This is a genomic window from Achromobacter sp. EG18, from assembly GCF_059759395.1.
This window is the reverse complement of record NZ_CM186213.1, coordinates 3,661,420-3,681,572: the sequence shown is the minus strand read 5'-3', so window position 1 is coordinate 3,681,572 and position 20,153 is coordinate 3,661,420. Positions and strand designations below refer to the sequence as shown.

The window sequence follows — 20,153 nt, the reverse complement described above, 5'->3', positions numbered from 1 at the left end:
TCACCGTCCGTCCCTCCCGACGACACCGCCATCCCGAGATCCCCCCATGTCGCGCGCCCTAGACACCCACACCGACTTCATCCCCCGCCACATCGGCCCCTCCGACGCCGACCAGGCCGCCATGCTCGCCGCCATCGGCAGCCCCAGCTTGGACGCCCTGATCGAAGAAGTCGTGCCGCCCAAGATCCGCAGCCAGGCGCCGCTGGCGCTGCCGCCGTCGCGCAGCGAAGCCGACGTGCTGGCCGAACTGAAGCAGATCGCCGGCCGCAACAAGGTCTTTCGCAACTACATCGGCCAGGGGTACTACGGCACGCAGACGCCCAACGTGGTGTTGCGCAACATTCTCGAGAATCCCGCCTGGTACACGGCCTACACGCCGTACCAGCCCGAGATCTCGCAGGGTCGCCTGGAGGCCCTGCTGAACTACCAGACCATGGTCGCCGACCTGACCGGGCTGGACATCTCCAACGCCTCGCTGCTCGATGAAAGCACCGCCGCCGCCGAAGCCATGACGCTGGCGCGCCGCAGCGCCAAGTCGCAAAGCCCGGTGTTCTTCATCTCGCGCCACGTGCATCCGCAGACCATCGAAGTCGTGCGCACGCGCGCCGAGGGCCTGGACATCGAGATCGCCGTCGGCGACGAGACCGAAGGCCTGCCGGAATGCTTTGGTGTGCTGCTGCAGTACCCGCACAGCACCGGCTCGGTGGCCGACTACCGCAAGCTGGCCGAGACCGCCCACGCGCAAGGCGCGGTGGTGGCCGTGGCCACCGACCTGCTGGCGCTGGCGCTGCTGGCCGCGCCGGGCGAGTGGGGCGCGGACATCGCCATCGGTTCGGCCCAGCGCTTCGGCGTGCCGTTCGGTTTCGGCGGCCCGCACGCCGGCTTCATGGCCTGCAAGGACGCCTTCAAGCGCAACATGGCCGGCCGCCTGGTCGGCGTGTCCAAGGACGCCCAAGGCAACCCGGCGATGCGCCTGGCGCTGCAGACGCGCGAACAGCACATCCGCCGCGAGAAGGCCACCTCGAACATTTGCACCGCGCAGGTGCTGCTGGCCGTGATGGCCGGCATGTACGCCGTCTGGCACGGCCCGGCCGGCATCCGCCGCATCGCCGAGCGCGTGCAGCGCTACACCGCCATCCTGCGCGCCGAACTCGGCAAGCTGGGCATCAAGGTCGCCAACGACACCTTCTTCGACACGCTGCTGCTGGAAACCGGCCCGGCCACGCCCGCCATCATCACCGCCGCCGAGTGCGAGCACATCAACCTGCGCCGTGTCGACGGCGCCCGCCTGGCCGTGTCGCTGGACGAAACCGTCACCGCCGCCGACCTGCAGGCCCTGGTGAACGTGTTCGCCGCCGGCCTGGAGCGCGATGACGTCGAACTCGACATCGACGCGCTGGACGCCAAGGCGGCCGGCGGCATTCCCGCCGCCGTGGCGCGCGAAAGCGCCATCCTCAAGCACCCGGTGTTCTCCAGCGTGCAGTCGGAAACCGACATGCTGCGCTACCTGCGCAAGCTGGCCGACAAGGACCTGGCGCTGGACCGCACCATGATCCCGCTGGGCTCGTGCACCATGAAGCTGAACGCCACGGCCGAGATGATTCCCATCACCTGGCCCGAGTTCGCGCTGGTGCATCCGTTCGCGCCCGCCTCGCAGAGCAAGGGCTATGACGAGCTGATCACGCGCCTGTCGGCCGCGCTGTGCGAGATCACGGGCTACGACAACATCAGCCTGCAGCCCAACTCGGGCGCGCAGGGCGAATACGCCGGCCTGCTGGCGATCCGCGGCTACCACCAGGCCAACGGCCAGCACCAGCGCAACGTCTGCCTGATCCCGTCGTCGGCCCACGGCACCAACCCCGCGTCGGCGCAACTGGCCGGCATGGACGTGGTGGTGGTGGCCTCCGACGCCAACGGCAACGTCGACCTGGCCGACCTGCGCGCCAAGATCGAACAGGTCGGCGACAAGCTGGCCGCGCTGATGATCACTTACCCGTCCACGCACGGCGTGTTCGAGGAAGCCGTGACCGAGATCTGCGACCTGGTGCACCAGGCCGGCGGCCAGGTGTACCTGGACGGCGCCAACATGAACGCCATGGTGGGCGTGGCCAAGCCGGGCAAATTCGGCTCGGACGTGTCGCACCTGAACCTGCACAAGACCTTCTGCATTCCGCACGGCGGCGGCGGTCCGGGCGTCGGCCCGGTCGCGGTGCGCGCGCACCTGGCGCCGTACCTGCCGGGCGTGGTCAACGAGCAGGGCAAGCTGCCCGGCGAAGCCAAGGTTGGCCCGGTCTCGGCCGCGCCGTTCGGCTCGGCCGGCATCCTGCCGATCCCGTTCGTGTACATCGCGCTGATGGGCGCCGACGGCCTGCGCCGCGCCACCGAAGTCGCGATCCTGAACGCCAACTACATCGCCACCCGCCTGCGCGGCCACTACCCGGTGCTGTACGCGGGCCGCAACGGCCGCGTGGCGCACGAGTGCATCCTGGACGTGCGTCCGCTCAAGGAAACCAGCGGCATCAGCGCCGAGGACATCGCCAAGCGCCTGATGGACTACGGCTTCCATGCCCCCACCATGAGCTTCCCGGTGGCCGGCACGCTGATGGTCGAGCCGACCGAATCCGAAGGCGTGGCCGAGCTGGACCGCTTCATCGAGGCGATGATCTCGATCCGCGAGGAAATCGCCCAGGTCGAGCGCGGCGAACGCGACCGCGAGGACAACGTCCTGAAGAACGCGCCGCACACCGCCCAGATGCTGCTGGCCGAGGAATGGCTGCACGACTACCCGCGCCAGCAGGCCGCCTACCCGGTGGCTTCGCTGCGCGAGGCCAAGTACTGGCCGCCGGTGGCGCGCGTGGACAACGCCTATGGCGACCGCAACCTGGTGTGCGCCTGCCTGCCGGTCGAAGCCTACGCCTGAGGCCGCGTGACGGCCCGCCCCTTGGGGCGGGTCATCGAGGCTTGCCTGGCGACAGGCAAAAAAAACCCCCATCGCACGATGGGGGTTTTGCTTTTGCGCGGCCGTCTTACTTCCTGGCCGGCGCCGCCGACATCGCGGTGGCGAATTCCTCGGTGATGCTGAAGTAGGTGTTCAGCAGGATCTGCAGGTTCTTCTTGCCGATGCCGCCTTCGGCGTTCATGTCCATCTGCAGCACGGCCTGGTTCTTGTCGTCCAGGTAGGCGCGGGTCCAGCGGTATTGCTGGTTCCAGGCGTTGATGGCCTTGAGCGTGGCCGGCTTCTTGCCGGCGTAGGTGGCGGTGGCGACCAGGTCGTAGCACTTCTCGGAGAAGTCGTTGCACAGGAATTCCAGGCGCAGGTCGGTGGCGCCGGTGTTGCTGGCATCCAGGATCAGGACCGGGCCTTCGTCGCCGTCGGTCTTGCGTGTGGTGTAGCCCATGTCGTCCAGCATGCCGACGACCATGTCGACGTCGAACTCGTTGACCACGTCGGCATTGCTGGTGGCGGCCATGTCGTCGTCCATGGCGGTGGCGCCGACGGCCGGCTCGGCTTCGTCTTCATCGTCCATCGTGTCCTCGTCCATGCCGGCCGCGCCCAGCAGGCCCGAGAACAGTTCGTCGGCGGGAATCTTCTTGCCGTTCAGGTCGCCCATGCCGTCGGCGAAGTGGAACTTGCCGACGATGTTGTCGCCGTCGTTCTTGCCGACGTTGAACATCTCGGCCATGCCGGACATGCTGCGGATGTTGTCGGCGGCCTCGGCTTCGGCCTTGTCGGCGGGCATGCCGTCCTTCTTGATGGCGTACTGCACCATCAGGTCCTGCACCATCGGCTTGGAGATCACCAGCGTGGCGTCGATCTGCTTGATGGCCTTGACCACGATTTCCTGCGGCGTCAGGTCCTTGACATTGGGAGGATTGGCCAGGTCCAGCGTGACGTTCAGCTTGCTTTCGCCCTTGGCGGTCTTCCAGCTGATCGGGTCGATGCTGAACGACGGATTGCCGGCCAGCAGCTTGCCGGCGTTATCCAGCAGCACCTGGAACTGTTCGTCGTTCAGGCCCTCGTCGTGGGCATCGGCCATGTATTGGCGCATCAGCTGGTTGTAGGTATCCGACAACTGCTTGACCGCGGCGCCGTCCAGCCGGGCCAGCTTGATGACGGCCTGGCCGTTGCCCAGCGGCACGTCGTTGACGTTGATGTCGCCGGTCTGATAGGCGGCCTGGATGTTGATGTTCTTGTCGTCCTCGGCCAGCTTGACGGTGTAGCTGAAGTTGTCGAGGATCACCTTGGCGTCGGCGTCCGGCTTGATCACTTCGATGCGCTTGATCTTGATGCCCGAGTCGCCGACCGACAGGCCGAACTTGCCCATGCGGCTGTCGACGTCCATGGTCAGGCCGGACATCGCCATCTTGATCGGATCGCTGCCCTTGGTGCCGTCCACCGCCAGGGTGTCGGTCTTGGCATTGGCGGTGATGGCGGCCAGGCCGCGGTCGAACGTGCCGGTGATTTCCATGCCGCTGAAATCGACCGAATTGCCTTCATGCGTCACCTTCACCGGCGCGATGCGGGCGGTCGATGCCGTGCTGCCGCCAAAGCTGACCATGGCATCGGTGACCAGGGGCGAGACGTCCTTGGTCAGCTCGAACACCGGCTTGACGTTGTCCGTCTTGGCCATTTCGGTGTGGACGAAAGCCAGCTTGGGCGCGATGGCGCCGCGCGCCAGCGCGCTCTTGGGGAACGGGCCGTGCTCGATTTGGGCATCGAATTCCAACATGCCGTCCGGCATGTCGCTCAGGCTCTTGTCGCTCTTGACGAACGACACGCCGTAGCGCGCCTGCGTCGAGAACAGGCCGCGCTCGTATTTGATCTGGTCGATGCGCAGGCCGAACAAAGGCGTGATCTTGGCCAGCTTCTCGTTGGCCTCGGCCAGGCGGCGCTGCGCGCCTTCCTCGATGCGCTTGCCGGTGTACCAGGTAGCACCCACCCAGCTTCCCGCTCCCACTATGACCACGGCTAAGGTGATCGCTACGCTCTTTTTCATGTTTTGCTTTGTCGTTGATTGTCGAGTCTTGTCCCTGCGGCGCGGCGCCGTCGAGCGGCGCGGGCAATGGGACATATTCATCGGCCTGTCAGGACCCGCGGCGAGTATACCGAGGCGGGGTAGCCAGTTGCAGTGCGCGCCGTTACCGAAGATTTCAAAATGAAAGCCGGCGCCCTCGGGCGCCGGCCATATTGTCGACAACGCGTGTTTTACAGGGGATCGAGCGGGTAGATCGGCCGGCGCACATGCTTGAAGTCAAGCTGGCCGTAGTCGGAGGTGGTGACGCCCACGCCGGTGCACTCGATGATCTCGGTGGCCATCTCGGAGAAGCCGGCGCGCCAGTGGACCCGGCTCTTGAGCACCACATAGCGCTTTTGCAGCGGATCGATGCCGGCCGACAGCAGGCAATTGATGTCGAAGGGCTCCTGGTGGCGCGACACCACCACGATCTCGACCCGTCCGGTATCGATCACCACCGTCAGGCCGGTGTCATTGCGCACGCCACGGTACATGGGGCCGCGGTTCAGGTAGACACCGTCGAACACCAGCTTGACCCGGCCGGTCACCGTCAGCGGCTCGCCGGCCCGCTTGATGGCGGGCATGTCCACCTTGCCGCCCAGGGGCAGGGTGACGGTGCTGCCCACGCCCGCCGTGGCGGCCTCGCGCGCCGCCTGGGGATCGCAGATGGCGTAGAACACCACGTTGTCCAGTTCCTGGCGCAGCACCTCGGCCAGCACCGCCGTCGTGTCCATGGTGCCGCCGGAGCCGGTGTTGTCGTAGTGGTCCAGCAGCACCACAGGCCCGTGCTCGATGGTCTTGGCCCGGGCAATGGTGGGCGCCAGCGGCTCGGAATGGAACACCCATTTCGCCCGGTCGTTCCAGGCGCGCTCCAGCAGTTCGTCGCGGTATTGCTGCGCCTGGGCCAGGTTGGCGTCCGTACAGACCACGGCGCTCAGGCCGGCTTCGCGGATGTCGGCGTGGGGGAAACCCACGAACACCGAGGCCGCCAGAACGCCATCGGCCTCCAGCTGGCGGCAGCGCTCCTGCAGCGATTTGTTGGGATCGGCGTGGGTGCCCTGGCACATGACGTGCGGCAGCATGGGCTTGTCGCCCCAGGTCATCACGGGCTTGATCTCGCCCTTGAGCGTGCGCACGATGACGTTGGCCGCGCGCACGCCGGCCTCGCGGATGTCCACGTGCGGATAGGTATGGAAGCCGCTGATGACGGTGGCGTTGTCAACGATGTCGGCGTAGATGTTGGCGTGCATGTCTAGCGTCACCGCCACCGGGGTCTTGGAATCGATCTCGCGCAGGCGGCGCAGCAGGTCGCCCTCGGCGTCTTCCACGCCCTCGGCCACCATGGCGCCGTGCAGGTCCAGCAGGATGGCGTCGTAGCCGCCCTTGCGGACCTCGTCCAGCACCCGCTTGCACAGCAGCTCGTGGGTCTCGGCGCTGGCCGGGCCGCTGGGCCAGGATTCGGCGGCCACCGGCACCACGATCTCGGCGCCGACGCGGCGCGCCACCTCGATGTAGCCGCCCAGGCCGCTGTCGGTGTTCTCGTAGGCGCGGATGGCGCGGTCGCCGGCCAGGATTTCAGGATTGCCGCGGAAAAAGCGCGCGAGCGGGGTCGGCACGGGCGAGAAGGTGTTCGTCTCGTGCTTGATCATTGCCAGAAGCCAACGCATGGGAATTCCTGTGGGTTGCCAAAGGGGAAGGGGAGCGGGACGGTGTCAGGCCCGGGGCGGTTGCGGCCAGGGCTGCTGGGCCGGGCGCATGCGCTCCCAGGCGCGGGCCACGCGCAGCACGCCCAGATCGTCGAAGCGCGCGCCGGCGATCTGCAGGCCGATCGGCAGGCCCGCCCTGGTGTAGCCGCAGTTGACCGAGGCGGCCGGCTGCTCGCTCATGTTGTAGGGCAGCGTGTAGCCGATGTGGTGCATGGTCGTGGCGACCTCGTTGGTGGGCGCGGCCCACTCGGCGTTGTAGGCCACCACCGGCGCCACCGGCGACAGCACGTAGTCGAAGGGGGCGGTGGCGGCCACGGTCCTGGCGCGCACGTTCAGGGTTTCGTAGTAGCTGCGGAACACGGCCTCGCCGGATTGGCCGCCGCCGCTTTCGGCCCAGGCGCGGATGAACGGCAGGATCTTGTCGCGGCGCGCTTTCGGCAGGGCCCCCAGGTCGATGGCCGAGCGGGTGCGCCAGAAACGGTCGACGCCGTCCAGCATCTCCGGCGTCATCCACGGCTTGAGCGGCGTGACGATGGCGCCGGCCGACTCGAACAGTCGGGCCGCGGCTTCGACGGCGGCGCGGATCTCCGGGTCCAGCGGCAGGCCGCAGCCGGCGTCCAGCTGCAGGCCGATGCGCAGGCCGCGCACGTCGATATCCAGGTTGAGCCAGTCGAAGTCCTGGAACGGCAGGCTCATGTGATCGCGCGCGTCGGGCTGCGACAGCACGCCCATCATCAGCGCGGCGTCAGTGATGTCGCGGGTCATGGGGCCGGCGCAGCGGCCCATGAAGGGCGGGTCGATGGGGATGCGGCCCAGGCTGGGCTTGAGCGTGGCGATGCCGCACCAGGCGGCCGGCAGGCGCACCGAGCCGCCGATGTCGGTGCCGATGTGCAGCGGGCCGTAGCCCGCCGCCGCCGCCGCCCCGGCGCCGGCGCTGGAGCCGCCCGGGTTTTTGCTCAGGTCCCAGGGGTTGCGCGTCAGCGCATGGAAGCTCGACAGCCCCGAGGACAGCATGCCGTAGTCGGGCATGGTGGTCTTGCCCAGCACTACCGCGCCGGCCTCGCGCATGCGCGCCGCCGGCGGGGCGTCGGCCGCGGCCGGCGTCAGGTCAGTGGCGGCGGTGCCCAGCGGCACCGGCACGCCGCGGGTGGCGATGTTTTCCTTGATGGTGGCGGGCACGCCGTCCAGCGAGTAGCCGCCGCAAGCCTGCGGCTCGCCCTTCATCCAGCGCGCCTCGGAAGCGCGCGCCTGCGCCAGCGCCTGGTCGGGATCGAGCGCATAGGTGGCGTGGATGTGCGGTTCCCAGCGCGCGATGTGGTCGAGCACCGAGCGGGTCGCCTCGACCGGCGACAGGGTCTTGTTGCGATAGGCGGCCAGCAGTTCCTGGGCCGAGAGTTCATGCGGTTGCGACATGGCGGGTTCCGATTGCGTGGGATGCCTGGGTTGATTGGGACGCCTCAGGCGGAGGGGGCCGCCAGCCCGGCCGCCACGGGCCGGAAATTGCGGAAGTCCCAGTCGCGCCCGGGCGCCGCGTCGATCAGGGCGCGGGTGTACTCGTGGCGGGGATCGGTCAGCACGGCCTGGGCGGCGCCGGTCTCGACGACCTTGCCGCGCTGCATGACCATGATGGTGTCGCAGATCTGCGCGGCCACGCGCAGGTCATGCGTGATGAACAGCACGCCCACGCCGGTGCGTTCGCGCACCTGCTCGAGCAGTTCCAGCACCTGCGCCTGCACCGACACGTCCAGCGCCGACACGGCTTCGTCGGCCACCAGGATCTCGGGGTCCATCACCAGCGCGCGGGCGATGCAGATGCGCTGGCGCTGGCCGCCGGAAAACTGGTGCGGGTAGCGCCGCATGGCGTCGGGGCTCAGTCCGACCACCGACAGCGTCTCGCCGGCGCGTTGCAGCGCCTGCTCGCGCGGCACGCCGAAGTTGAGCAGGCCTTCGATGATGGACTCGCCCACGGTGCGGCGCGGGTTGAGCGAGCGGTAAGGATCCTGGAACACGATCTGGATGCGGCGCCGCACCGGGCGCAGGGCCGCGCCGGACAGCGTGCTGAGGTCTTCGCCGCCCATCATCATGTGGCCGGCGGTGGGTTCGATCAGGCGCACGATGCAGCGCGCCACGGTCGACTTGCCCGAGCCGGACTCGCCCACGATGCCGAGGATTTCGCCCTTGCGCAGCGTCAGGTTGACGTCTGCCGCCGCGATCACGTTGCGCGGCGCGCTGCGCGAGAACAGCGAGCGCTTGCCGCCGTAGGTGCGCCCCAGGCCCTTGACGTGCAGCACCGGCACGCCCGCGGGCGCTTCGCGGTGCAACGGCACCAGGCTGGGCACCGACGACACCAGGCGCCGCGTGTACGACTGCTTGGGTTCGGCCAGGATCTCGTCGCGGGTGCCGCTTTCGATCAGGTCGCCGCGGTTCATCACCACGATTCGGTCGGCGATCTCGGCCACCACGCCGAAGTCGTGCGTGATGAACAGCACGGCGGTCCGGTGCTTGACCTGCAGTTCCTTGATCAGCAGCAGGATCTGCTTCTGCGTGGTGACGTCCAGCGCCGTGGTCGGCTCGTCGGCGATCAGCAGCTTGGGCTCCAGGATCAGCGCCATGGCGATCACGATGCGCTGGCGCTGGCCGCCCGAGAGCTGGTGCGGATAGGCATCGTAGATGCGCTCGACGTCGGGCAGGTGCACCGAGCGGAACATGTCCAGCACCTTGGCGCGGCGTTCGGCGGCCGACATGCGGCGATGCAGCCGCAGCACTTCGTCGACCTGCTTGCCGACGGTGTGCACGGGGTTCAGCGCGGTCATGGGTTCCTGGAACACCATGGCCATGCGGGTGGCGCGCAGTTCGCGCAGGCGCCGCGGCGTGGCGTTGGCCACGTCCTCGCCTTCGACGCGGATCGAGCCCGCGCTGATGCGCAGCACGCCGGCCGGCAACAGGCCCATGACGGCCAGCGACGTGACCGACTTGCCCGAGCCGGACTCGCCGACCACGCACACGGTTTCGCCGGCGTGCACGTCCAGGCTCAGGTTGCGCACCACGCGGTTGCCGGCGCCGCCGACCTCCACCGACAGGTTGCGGATCGCCAGCACGGCGGACGAGGTATCGCCCGCGGGGGGAGTGGGAGAGTAGGTCATCGGCATCAGATCCTGCGCACCATTTTCGGATCGAGGGCGTCGCGCAGCGCGTCGCCCAGGATGTTCACGCTGAGCACGGTCAGCGACAGGAACAGCCCCGGGAACAGGATCAGGCCGGGCAGCATGCGGAAGTACATGCGGCCTTCGGACATGATGTTGCCCCAGGAGGCGATCTCGGGCGGGATGCCCGCGCCCAGGAAGCTGAGGATGGCCTCGGTCAGCATGGCCGAAGCGAACACATACGTGCCCTGCACGGTCAGCGGCGCGATGGTGCTGGGCACCATGTGGCGCCACAGCAGCAGCGGCAGCGGCGTGCCCAGCGCCAGCGCCGCTTCGACGTAGGGCTCGCCGCGCACCGTCAGGATCTGTCCGCGCACCAGGCGCACCACCCGTGGAATCTCGGGGATGGTGATGGCCACCAGCACCGTCATCAGGCTGGCCCCGGTGACCGACACCAGGGCAATCGCCAACAGGATGCCGGGGATCGCCATGATGGCGTCCATGGTGCGCATGATGATGCCGTCGAGCGAGCGGAACCAGCCGGCGATGACGCCGACCACCAGCCCGATGGTGACGCTGATGACCGCCGCGCCCAGCCCCGCGATCAGCGAGACGCGCGCGCCGTAGGCCACGCGCGACCAGACGTCGCGGCCGAAGGCGTCGGTGCCGAACAGGTAATCGGTGAACGGCTGCTTCAGGCGCGCGCCGGGATTGATGGACGTCGGGTCGACCGTGCCCAGCAGCGGGGCGAACAGGGCGATGGCGACAATGATGAGCAGCACCACCAGGGCCAGCATCACCGGCCAGCTTTTGAGGCCCTGGCGGATCTGGCGCCAGGCGGTGACGTGGGGCGTGCCGCCGCCGGGAAGATCGGCGGCCGCTTGCGCAGCGGCGTCGGTTGGCGTTTGCATGGCGTGGCCTCAGTATCGGATACGGGGGTCGAACACCGTGTAGGCGCAATCGACAACCAGATTGATGAACACGTAGACGAAGGCGAAGAACAGCGTCAGGCCCTGGATCACGGGGTAGTCGCGCGCCAGCACGGCTTCGACCACCAGCCGGCCCAGACCGGGGATGTTGAACACCGATTCGGTCACCACCACGCCGCTGATCAGCAGCGCGATGCCCAGGCCCACCACCGTGGCGATGGGCACCGCGGCATTGCGCAACGCGTGGCCCAGCAGCACGCCGGTCTCGGTCAGCCCCTTGGAGCGCGCGGTGCGGATGAAGTCCTCGCCCATCACCTCGATGACGCTGGTGCGCGTGATGCGCGCGATCAGGGCGATGTACACGGTGGACAGCGCCAGCGACGGCAGGATCAGCCGATGCAGGAACAGCCAGAAGCCATTGGCCAGCGGCGTGTAGCCCTGCACGTTGAACCAGCCCAGCTTGATGGCGAAGGCCCAGATCAGCAGGTAGCCGGTGACGAACACCGGCACCGAGAAGCCCAGCACCGAAAAGCCCATGACCGCGCGGTCCAGCAGCCGGCCCTGGCGCCAGGCCGCCAGCACGCCCAGCGGGATCGCCACGATCAGCGTGAAGACCAGCGTCAACAGCGCCAGGCTCAACGACGGTTCGAGGCGCTGGCCGATGAGCTGGGTCACGGGCACGCCGGACATCAGCGAGGTGCCGAGGTCTCCCTGAAGCAGCTTGCCGCCCCAGATGAAGAACTGCCTGGCCATCGGCTGGTCCAGGCCCATCGTCTGGCGGATCTGTTCGATCCGCTCGGGCGTGGCGCCGTCGCCGGCCATGATGATGGCCGGATCACCCGGGCTCAAACGCAATATCGCAAAGACCACCACCGCGACCATCACCAGAACGGGGATGGTCGCGAGGAGCCGGCGTGAGACGAATGCCAGCATGTATTTCCCCCTGAACTACTTGCCCGTCAAGGGGCTTTTTTCACATTCCAGAACGCGAACACTGGCGCATGCACCAGGCCCGAGAGCTTGGCGGTGTACACGGTGGGCACCGACATCTGGCCCAGCGGCACGTACAGGCCCTCGTCGATGCCGATGCGCTGCAATTCATCGGCGATCTTCTTCTGCTCGGCCGGATCGGAGGTCAGCGCGAACTTGGTGCGCAGTTCCTCGACCTGGGGGAAGTCGGGCCAGCCGAACCAGGCGTTGTCGCCGTTGGCCGCGGCCGGGGCAGAGCGCACCGGGTCCATCACGTCGGTGGCGTACCAGTTGGTGTTGTGGATGTTCCAGCCGCCTTCGGCCGGCGCCGCCTTGGAGGCGCGGCGGGTCGCCACGCTCTGCCAGTCCATCGCCGCCAGGTTGACGTTGAAGCCGGCCTTGCGCAGCGCCTGGGCCATCACCACCGGCTGGGCCGACAGCGTGCCGACGTCGGTGGCGTGCATCACCAGGATCGGGGTGTTGTCATAGCCGGCTTCCTTCAGCAGGGCCTTGGCCTTCTCGATGTTCGAGGGCACCACCACGTCCTTGCCGATGTCCGATTCCAGCGGCGTGCCGCAGCCCCACAGCGAGGCGCAGGTCTTCCAGTACTTGGGATTGCCCACCAGCGCCTTCATCACGTCTTCCTGGCCGATGGCGTACATCGCGGCCTGGCGGATCTTCTTGTTGTTGAAGGGCGGGTACTTGAAGTTGAAGCGGTACATCGTGAAGTAGCCGACCGGGCTGAGCGACTCTTCCTTCAGGTCCTTGTTGCCTTCGATCATCGGCAGCAGGTCATAGGGGAACTGCTCGACGAAGTCGATTTCGCCGCCCAGCAGGGCGTTGGCGGTGGTCAGGGCGTCGGGCATCACATCCCATTGCACCTTGTCCACGTTCACCACCTTGCCACCGGCCAGGCCGCTGGCGGGTTCCTTGCGCGGCACGTAGTCGGCGTTCTTGGCGTAGACGGTCTTCACGCCCGGCTTGAACTCGATGACCTTGAACGGACCCGAGCCGGTCATGTCGGTGATCGGCTGGCCGATGGGCAGCTCGGCGATGCGCTTGGGCATCATGAACGGCGCGGTGCCGGTCGGCTTGGACAGGGCGCGCAGCGCCAGGTCCGTGGGTTCCTTCATGACGATGCGGAAGCTGTTGTCGTCGATGACTTCGATCTTGTCGGTGAATTTCAGCAGCGTGCGGCCCATGCCGTCGCCGGCGGCCCAGCGCTTGATCGACGCGACGCAGTCCTCGGCCGTGACCGGCTTGCCGTCATGCCATTTCTGGCCCGGGCGCAGCGTCATGGTGTAGGTCTTGCCGTCGGCCGAGACATCCCACTTTTCCAGCATCTGCGGCTGGATCTTGTTGTCGGCGTCGGTGGCCAGCAGGGTGTCGTAGATCATGTAGCCGTGCCACGTGGTGATGTACGCGGTGGTGGCGTGCGGATCGGTCAGGCGCAGCGGCGAATGCATCACCGCCTTGATGACGGTGTCGGCGTAGGCGCCATGGGCCATCAGCAGGGTGGCGCCGGCGAACGCGGCCGCGCGGACGAACTTGAGCATGAAATTCCCCTTTTATGCGTAGTGAGCGGCGCGGATTGCCGCTACGTCGTTGACGCGCCGCGCCCCGGGCGCGGCGTGCGAGGGTCAGTCGCTTGCGGCGCTGGAAAAAACCGGGCCGCAAGGCGCCATTCTGATGCCGGGACGCAACCGTGTCCATGGTTGTTTTGCCGCATCCATCAGCATCGATCCCGGCGCGGCGCAAACCAGGATGGCGTGGGCGATGGGGGTGAAGTCGGCGCGGAAATGCGCCGAGCTTTTCACCGCCAGGATGGCCGCGCGGCGCGGCTCGATGCCGGCGAAACGGAACATTTCCTGGTCCGCCATCTGCACCTTGTTGGACGCCACCACGATGCGCACGCCGCCGATGCGCAGGCAGGCGCTGGGGCCCAGGTCCATATGGAAGCCGCGGTAGAACGCGCCATGCGTATCGAAGCGCCCATCCGAAGTTTTCTCCACGATGAACTCGGCGTCCAGTGGTTCGTCGTCGGGAATACCCGAATGTCCACCCAATGCAATGCGGACCGATTTACCCACGCCGGCGCGGTGCGCGGCCAGCGCCGCTTCCGGATCGACGATCAATCCGATGGCGGCATCGCGCGCCTGGTGGCGGATCAGGGCGCGCAGCAGGCCCGTGGTGTCGGAACTGCCGCCGGCGCCGGGGTTGTCCTGCGCGTCGGCGATGACCACCGGCGCGTTGGCCTCGCGCGCCAGCCGCATGGCGGTCGTGACCGCGTCATCGGGTGAATACAGGGTGCCGCCAAAATCCCGTTCGGCATCGAGCACCGCGCGCGCCAGCGTGTCGGCGGCCGCGTCGGCCTCGGCCTGGGTGGCGCCGTAGGCCCATACCGCGGGCAGGCAATCGGGGAAATCCGCCGCCGGAAAACCGGTGGCCAGCGACACGCTCTGGGCGCCGCGCGCCTCGATGTCGCCCACCATCTGGTACAGGCTGCGCGCCGGCTCGATGTCGGTCGATTGCCAGCACAGCGGAATCAGGTAGGGCAGCTGTCGCAGCGCCACGCAGGGACGGGGCGCGCCCGCCAGGCGCCGCGCCAGCAGCGCGGCGGCGCGCTGGCCGGTCTCGGCCATGTCGATGTGCGGATAGGTGCGGTAGCAGACCAGCGCGTCGGCGTGGCGCACCATCGCCGCTGTCATGTTGGCGTGCAGGTCCAGGCTGGCCACCACCGGCACGTCGGGGCCGACCAGCGCGCGCACGCGCTTGAGCAGTTCGCCTTCGCCGTCGTCCAGGTGCTCGGTGACCATGGCGCCGTGCAGGTCCAGGTACACGCCGTCCAGCGGCAGGGCCGCTTGCAGGCCCTGCAGGATCAGGGCGCTGATGCGTTCGAAGGCATCCTCGGTGACTGGACCGGAAGGGCTGGCCGCGGCCCACGTGGCCGGCAGCAGCGTGTGCTGTTGCATGGCCTCGATGAAGCCGGCCACGGGAATGTTGGCGCCGGCCACGGCCTGGAACATCGCCGGACCGCTGACCAGCTTCGGCCAGCCGCCGCCCTTGTCGGCGAAGTCTTCCCAGGCCGCGCGCGAAGGCGCGAAGGTATTGGTTTCATGCTGAAAGCCGCCGATCCCGATGCGCATCAGGATTCCCCTTGTTGTGTGTCTTTCGGCAAAACCCCGGCCGCCTGGCGGCTCGGGGCGGTGAACGCGTCTACATGGTCACTTGGCCACCGGCATGGTGAATTCCGCGCCCTTGGCGATGCTGTCCGGCCAGCGCTGCATCACGCTCTTGTAGCGCGAGTAGAAGCGGATGCCTTCTTCGCCGTAGGCATGGTGGTCGCCGAACAGCGAACGCTTCCAGCCGCCGAACGAATGCCAGGCCATCGGCACCGGGATCGGCACGTTGATGCCGACCATGCCCACCTTGATCTGGCGGGCGAAGGCACGCGCCACACCGCCATCGGACGTGAAGCAGGCCACGCCGTTGCCGAATTCATGGGCGTTGATCAGCTCGACCGCGGCGGCGAAGTCGGGCACGCGTACCACGCACAGCACTGGTCCGAAGATCTCTTCGCGATAGATGTTCATCGTGGGCTTGACCTTGTCGAACAGCGTGCCGCCCAGAAAGAAGCCCTTTTCGGCGCCCGGCACCTTCAGGCCGCGGCCGTCGACCACCAGCTCGGCGCCGGCGGCGACGCCGTCCTCGATGTAGCCGATGACCTTGTTGCGGTGCTGCGCCGTGACCAGCGGGCCCATTTCGGCGTCGCCCTGCATGCCGTCCTTGACCACCAGCGCCTTGACGCGCGGGACCAGGCGTTCGATGACCTTGTCGGCCACGTCGCCCACCGCCACGGCCACCGAGATCGCCATGCAGCGTTCGCCGGCCGAGCCGTAGGCCGCGCCCATCAGCGCGTCGGTGACCTGGTCGAGGTCGGCGTCGGGCATCACCACCAGGTGGTTCTTGGCGCCGCCCAGGGCCTGCACGCGTTTGCCGCGGCGCGTGCCTTCGGCGTAGATGTATTCGGCGATCGGGGTCGAGCCGACGAAAGACAGGGCCTCGACGTCGGGGTGCGCGATCAGCGCGTCCACGGCCTGCTTGTCGCCGTGCACCACGTTGAACACGCCCGGCGGCAGACCGGCTTCGGTCAGCAGCTCGGCCAGGCGCAGCGAGGCCGAGGGATCGCGTTCGGACGGCTTGAGCACGAAGGTGTTGCCGCAGGCGATGGCCACCGGGAACATCCAGCACGGCACCATCATCGGGAAGTTGAACGGCGTGATGCCGGCCACCACGCCCAGCGCCTGGCGCATGCTCCAGTTGTCGATGCCGCCGCCGATCTGGTCGGAATACTGGCCCTTGAACAGATGAGGAATGCCGCAGGCGAATTCGACGATCTCGATGCCGCGCATCACTTCGCCCTTGGCGTCCGAGAACACCTTGCCGTGCTCGCGCGTGATCAGTTCGGCCAGTTCGTCCTGGTGCTTGTCCAGCAGCGCCTTGAAGTTGAACAGCACGCGGGCGCGCTTGAGCGCGGGGGTTTCCGACCAGGCGGGAAAGGCGGCCTTGGCGGCGGCCACGGCCAGCGCCACTTCGTCGGTGGAAGCCAGCGGCACGGAAGTGATGATCTCGCCGGTGGCCGGGTTGAAACCGTCGGCGTAGCGGTTGCTGCGGCCATCATAGGGCTGGCCGTTGATGTAGTGCGAGAGGTTCTTCTTCATGGGAAAGCTCGGAGCGGGGTTCTTTGAAAACGCCGGAGGGCGGCCCGGGGCCGCCCGCCGTTGTGTGTGATGCGCGGCGCCTGCGCCGCGCCGGGGGGTTACGCGACTTCCTTGAGCACCTTGCCGATCTGCTCGAAGATCTGGCCGATCTGGGCCTCATCGATGATCAGCGGCGGCGAGACGGCGATGATGTCGCCGGTGTAGCGCACCATCAGGCCGCTGTCGAAGCACTTCTGGAACACTTCAGCGGCGCGCGCGCCCGGCGCGCCGGCGCGCGGCGCCAGTTCGACGCCGGCCACCAGGCCCAGGTTGCGCACATCGATCACGTGCGGCGCGCCCTTCAGGCTGTGGGCGGCCTGCTCGAAGGCGCCGGACAGCTTGCGGGCGCGGCCGAACAGGTCTTCGCGGCGGTAGATGTCCAGCGTCGCCAGGATGGCGGCGGCCGCCAGCGGGTGGGCCGAATAGGTGTAGCCGTGGAAGAACTCGATGCCGCCGGCCGGGCCGTTGACGATGGCGTCATGCACCTCGCGGCGCACCGCGACCGCGCCCGCGGGCACGGCGGCGTTGCTGACGCCCTTGGCCATCGCGATCAGGTCCGGCGTCACGCCGAAGAATTCCGACGCGGTGGCCGCGCCGAGGCGGCCGTAGGCGGTGATGACTTCGTCGAAGATCAGCAGGATGCCGTGTTTGGACGTGATCTCGCGCAGCTTTTCCAGGTAGCCCTTGGGCGGGATCAGCACGCCGGTGGAACCGGCCATCGGTTCGACGATGACGGCGGCGATGGTCGAGGCATCGTGCAGCGCGATGATGCGTTCGAGTTCGTCGGCCAACTGCGCGCCCCAGGCCGGCTGTCCCTTGGAATAGGCGTTCTGCTCCAGGTTGTGGGTGTGGGGCAGGTGGTCGACGGCGGGCAGCAGCGCGCCGGAGAAGGTCTTGCGGTTGGTCGAGATGCCGCCGACCGAGATGCCGCCGAAGCCCACGCCGTGGTAGCCGCGCTCGCGGCCGATCAGGCGGGTGCGCTGGCCTTCGCCGCGGGCGCGGTGATAGGCCAGGGCGATCTTCAGCGCGGTGTCGACCGACTCGGAGCCCGAGTTGGTGAAGAACACGCGGTCCAGGCCCTGCGGCATGAAGCCGGCGACCGCCGTGGCCGCTTCGAAGGCCAGGGGGTGGCCCAGCTGGAAGCCGGGGGCGTAATCCATGGTGCCGGCCTGGCGCGAGATCGCCTCGACGATTTCCTGGCGGCCGTGGCCGGCGTTGACGCACCACAGGCCGGCGGTGCCGTCCAGCACCTGGCGGCCGTCGACCGAGGTGTAGTACATGCCCTTGGCCGACGCCAGCATGCGGGGATGCGCCTTGAACTGCTTGTTGGCGGTGAAAGGCATCCAGAGATGGGACAGGTCGGGCAACTCGGCGGGGGCGTTCATGGCGGCTCCAGGGGAAGGACAGGCGCCGGAGCCTGCGCGCGTGTCGGGCGGGCGGCCGGCGGGATGCGATTGATTCTGGTACGTCCGGCGAGGAATGAAAATATACAATCCGCGCAAACCGGGCTAACTGTATAGTTGCAAGCATGACAACTGTACAGATAGCGTAGCGCCGTGATCGACTTCCAGCCCGTGCGTGCCCGGGGGCAGGCGCCAACCCTGGTGGACCAGCTCGTGGCCGCCGTGCTGCGCGCCATCGAGGCGCAGGAGCTGCGTCCGGGTATGTCCCTACCCTCGGTGCGCGACTTCGCGCGCCAGTACCAGGTCAGCACCTTCACCGTGGCCAGCGCCTACAACCGCCTGGTATCACTGGGGTGGCTGGCGGCGCGCCCCGGCGCCGGCTATCGCGTGGCCTCGCCCGACGCGCCGCCGCGCCGGGGCGCGCCGCAGTCATGGGAGCCGCCGCGGCTGAACGCGGCCTGGCTGCTGTCGGACATCTTCGCGGACCACTCCATTCCCATCAAGTCGGGCTGCGGCTGGCTGCCGGGCGAGTGGCTCAATGAAGAGGGGCTGCACATGGCGCTGCGCCACATGGGCCGGGTGCCGGCCATGCGCATCGCCAACTACGGCCATCCCTATGGCTACGCGCCGCTGCGCGAGACCATCGCCGCCACGCTCAGCGCGCAGGGCATGGAGGTGGAAGTGTCGCAGGTGCTGCTGACCCAGGGCGTGACGCACGGACTCGACATGGTGATCCGCACGCTGCTGCGTCCGGGCGACACCGTGCTGGTCGAGCAGCCGGCCTACGCCAACCTGTTGCAGATGCTGCGGTTGGCCGGGCTGCGGGTGGTGCCGGTGGCGCGCACGCTGGATGGCCTGGATTGCGAGGCGCTGGAGCTGGCCGCGACGCAGCACCGGCCGCGCGCGCTGTTCGTCAACACCGCCCTGCAGAACCCGTCCGGCGCCAGCATCAGCATGGCCAATGCCTTCCGCATCCTGCAACTGGCCGAGCGCCACGGGCTGTGGGTGGTCGAGGACGACATTTCCCGCGAACTGGCGCCCGGCGTCACGCCCATGCTGGCGGCGCTCGATGGCGGCCGCCGGGTGGTCTACCTGGGCGGCTATTCCAAGGTCATCAGCCCGTCGGTGCGGGTCGGTTACGTGGTGGCGCACCGCGACCTGGCGCGCGACATCGCGCGCACCAAGATGGCGGTGGGCCTGACCTCGCCGGAAATCATGGAGCGTATCGTCCACCAGGTCATCCGCGAAGGACGCTACCGGGCGCACATCGAGCGCACCCGCGAGCGGCTGGCGCAGGCGCACGCCACGGTGGCCGAATTGATGGCGCAACACGGTTTCGAGATCTACGCGCAGCCCCGTGCCGGGCTGTTCCTGTGGGCCAAGGTGGCCGGGCAGTGGCGTGAGCGGGGCGCCAACGGCCTGGCCGGCCTGGCATTGAAGGACGGCATCTGGCTGGCGCCGGGGTCGTACTTTGAGGCGGACGAGGCTGATACGCCCTGGGTGCGCTTCAACGTGGCGTACTCGGAAGCGCCGGCGCTGTGGCGCTTCATGCGCAATGAGGGCGCGGCCTAGCCTGCTGTCCCGGGGGAGGCGGCGCGGCGTTGGCACCGCGATGGCAGCCACCACGCCCGGGCGGGGCGGCTCAGGCGCGTTCGTACGTCACGAAATCGTAGCGGTAGCCGTTTTCCTCGGGCTGCGCCGCGCGCGCGGTTTCGCGCCACTGGAAGCCGGGCAGCAGGGGGAAGAAGGCGTCGCCCTCGACCTCGGCATGGACCTCGGTGGCAAGGACGCGGCTGGCCAGCGCCAGGGCCTGCGTGTAGATCTGCGCGCCGCCGATGACGAAGGCCTCGGCGCTGTCGCCGCAGGCGGCGATGGCGGCCTCCAGTGTCGGCACCACGGTGGCGCCGGCGGCCTCGAAGGCCGGGTTGCGGCTGACGACGATATTGGCGCGGCCGGGCAGGGGGCGGCCGAGCGAATCCCAGGTCTTGCGGCCCATGATGATCGGATGGCCCAAGGTGCTGCGCTTGAAGTGCGCCAGGTCGCCCGGCAGTTTCCAGGGCAGGGCGTTGTCGCGGCCGATGGCGCGATTGGTGGAATAGGCGACGATCAGGGTCAGGCTGGCGGGCATTCGGACAGGTACGCAAGGAGGCGGCCGGCGGCGCCGGCGGGAAGATTCCAAGCGTAGCAAATTTGGCACGCGGGGCGGGGATTCGCCCGGCCGCGCGGGT

At 68.2% G+C, this 20,153-nt stretch carries 13 protein-coding genes; 2 read left to right on the top strand and 11 right to left on the bottom strand.

The window, feature by feature from the left end:
* The first annotated feature begins 46 nt into the window (after nt 1-46).
* The gene (gene gcvP / locus AC6CR5_RS16820; RefSeq protein WP_498084739.1) at nt 47-2,920 is read left to right on the top strand and encodes an aminomethyl-transferring glycine dehydrogenase; all 2,874 of its coding nucleotides are present in this window, start codon (nt 47-49) and stop codon (nt 2,918-2,920) included.
* Nucleotides 2,921-3,026: 106 nt separating this feature from the next.
* Here the strand turns inward: gcvP and AC6CR5_RS16815 are convergent, their stop codons facing one another.
* The 10 genes from AC6CR5_RS16815 to aptA all read right to left on the bottom strand — a co-directional run bounded on the left by AC6CR5_RS16815 (nt 3,027) and on the right by aptA (nt 17,907).
* Entirely contained in the window at nt 3,027-4,997 is a 1,971-nt protein-coding gene (locus tag AC6CR5_RS16815; RefSeq protein WP_047991895.1) for a DUF945 family protein, read from the bottom strand.
* Nucleotides 4,998-5,206: 209 nt separating this feature from the next.
* Entirely contained in the window at nt 5,207-6,682 is a 1,476-nt protein-coding gene (locus tag AC6CR5_RS16810) for a M81 family metallopeptidase (RefSeq protein WP_047991894.1), read from the bottom strand.
* Between the two features lie 45 nt (nt 6,683-6,727).
* Nucleotides 6,728-8,134, bottom strand: a complete 1,407-nt coding sequence (locus tag AC6CR5_RS16805) for an amidase (protein ID WP_498084738.1) — start codon at nt 8,132-8,134, stop codon at nt 6,728-6,730.
* Nucleotides 8,135-8,178: 44 nt separating this feature from the next.
* Entirely contained in the window at nt 8,179-9,864 is a 1,686-nt protein-coding gene (locus AC6CR5_RS16800) for an ABC transporter ATP-binding protein (RefSeq protein ID WP_047991892.1), read from the bottom strand.
* A gap of 5 nt (nt 9,865-9,869) precedes the next feature.
* Nucleotides 9,870-10,775: an ABC transporter permease gene (locus AC6CR5_RS16795; RefSeq protein WP_006385876.1), complete on the bottom strand. Its 906-nt coding sequence runs from the start codon at nt 10,773-10,775 to the stop codon at nt 9,870-9,872.
* Between the two features lie 9 nt (nt 10,776-10,784).
* Nucleotides 10,785-11,726 (bottom strand): ABC transporter permease, encoded by a 942-nt coding sequence (locus tag AC6CR5_RS16790; RefSeq protein ID WP_006385877.1) that lies wholly within the window; start codon nt 11,724-11,726, stop codon nt 10,785-10,787.
* 26 nt (nt 11,727-11,752) lie between these two features.
* Nucleotides 11,753-13,318, bottom strand: coding sequence for an ABC transporter substrate-binding protein (locus tag AC6CR5_RS16785; protein ID WP_006385878.1), 1,566 nt, complete (start codon nt 13,316-13,318; stop codon nt 11,753-11,755).
* An 84-nt stretch (nt 13,319-13,402) separates the two neighbouring features.
* Nucleotides 13,403-14,908, bottom strand: a complete 1,506-nt coding sequence (locus AC6CR5_RS16780) for a M81 family metallopeptidase (RefSeq protein ID WP_024070429.1) — start codon at nt 14,906-14,908, stop codon at nt 13,403-13,405.
* A 78-nt stretch (nt 14,909-14,986) separates the two neighbouring features.
* Nucleotides 14,987-16,483: a CoA-acylating methylmalonate-semialdehyde dehydrogenase gene (locus AC6CR5_RS16775; protein WP_026384808.1), complete on the bottom strand. Its 1,497-nt coding sequence runs from the start codon at nt 16,481-16,483 to the stop codon at nt 14,987-14,989.
* A gap of 98 nt (nt 16,484-16,581) precedes the next feature.
* Nucleotides 16,582-17,907, bottom strand: a complete 1,326-nt coding sequence (gene aptA, locus AC6CR5_RS16770; protein WP_006385881.1) for an omega-aminotransferase AptA — start codon at nt 17,905-17,907, stop codon at nt 16,582-16,584.
* Nucleotides 17,908-18,078: 171 nt separating this feature from the next.
* Here aptA and AC6CR5_RS16765 point away from each other — a divergent pair, with 171 nt between their 5' ends.
* Nucleotides 18,079-19,497 (top strand): aminotransferase-like domain-containing protein, encoded by a 1,419-nt coding sequence (locus AC6CR5_RS16765; RefSeq protein WP_047991889.1) that lies wholly within the window; start codon nt 18,079-18,081, stop codon nt 19,495-19,497.
* A 70-nt stretch (nt 19,498-19,567) separates the two neighbouring features.
* On the opposite strand, the gene AC6CR5_RS16760 is transcribed toward AC6CR5_RS16765, so the two are convergent.
* Complete coding sequence (locus tag AC6CR5_RS16760; RefSeq protein WP_020926293.1) at nt 19,568-20,053, bottom strand: dihydrofolate reductase; 486 nt, start codon at nt 20,051-20,053, stop codon at nt 19,568-19,570.
* Nucleotides 20,054-20,153 lie beyond the last annotated feature (100 nt).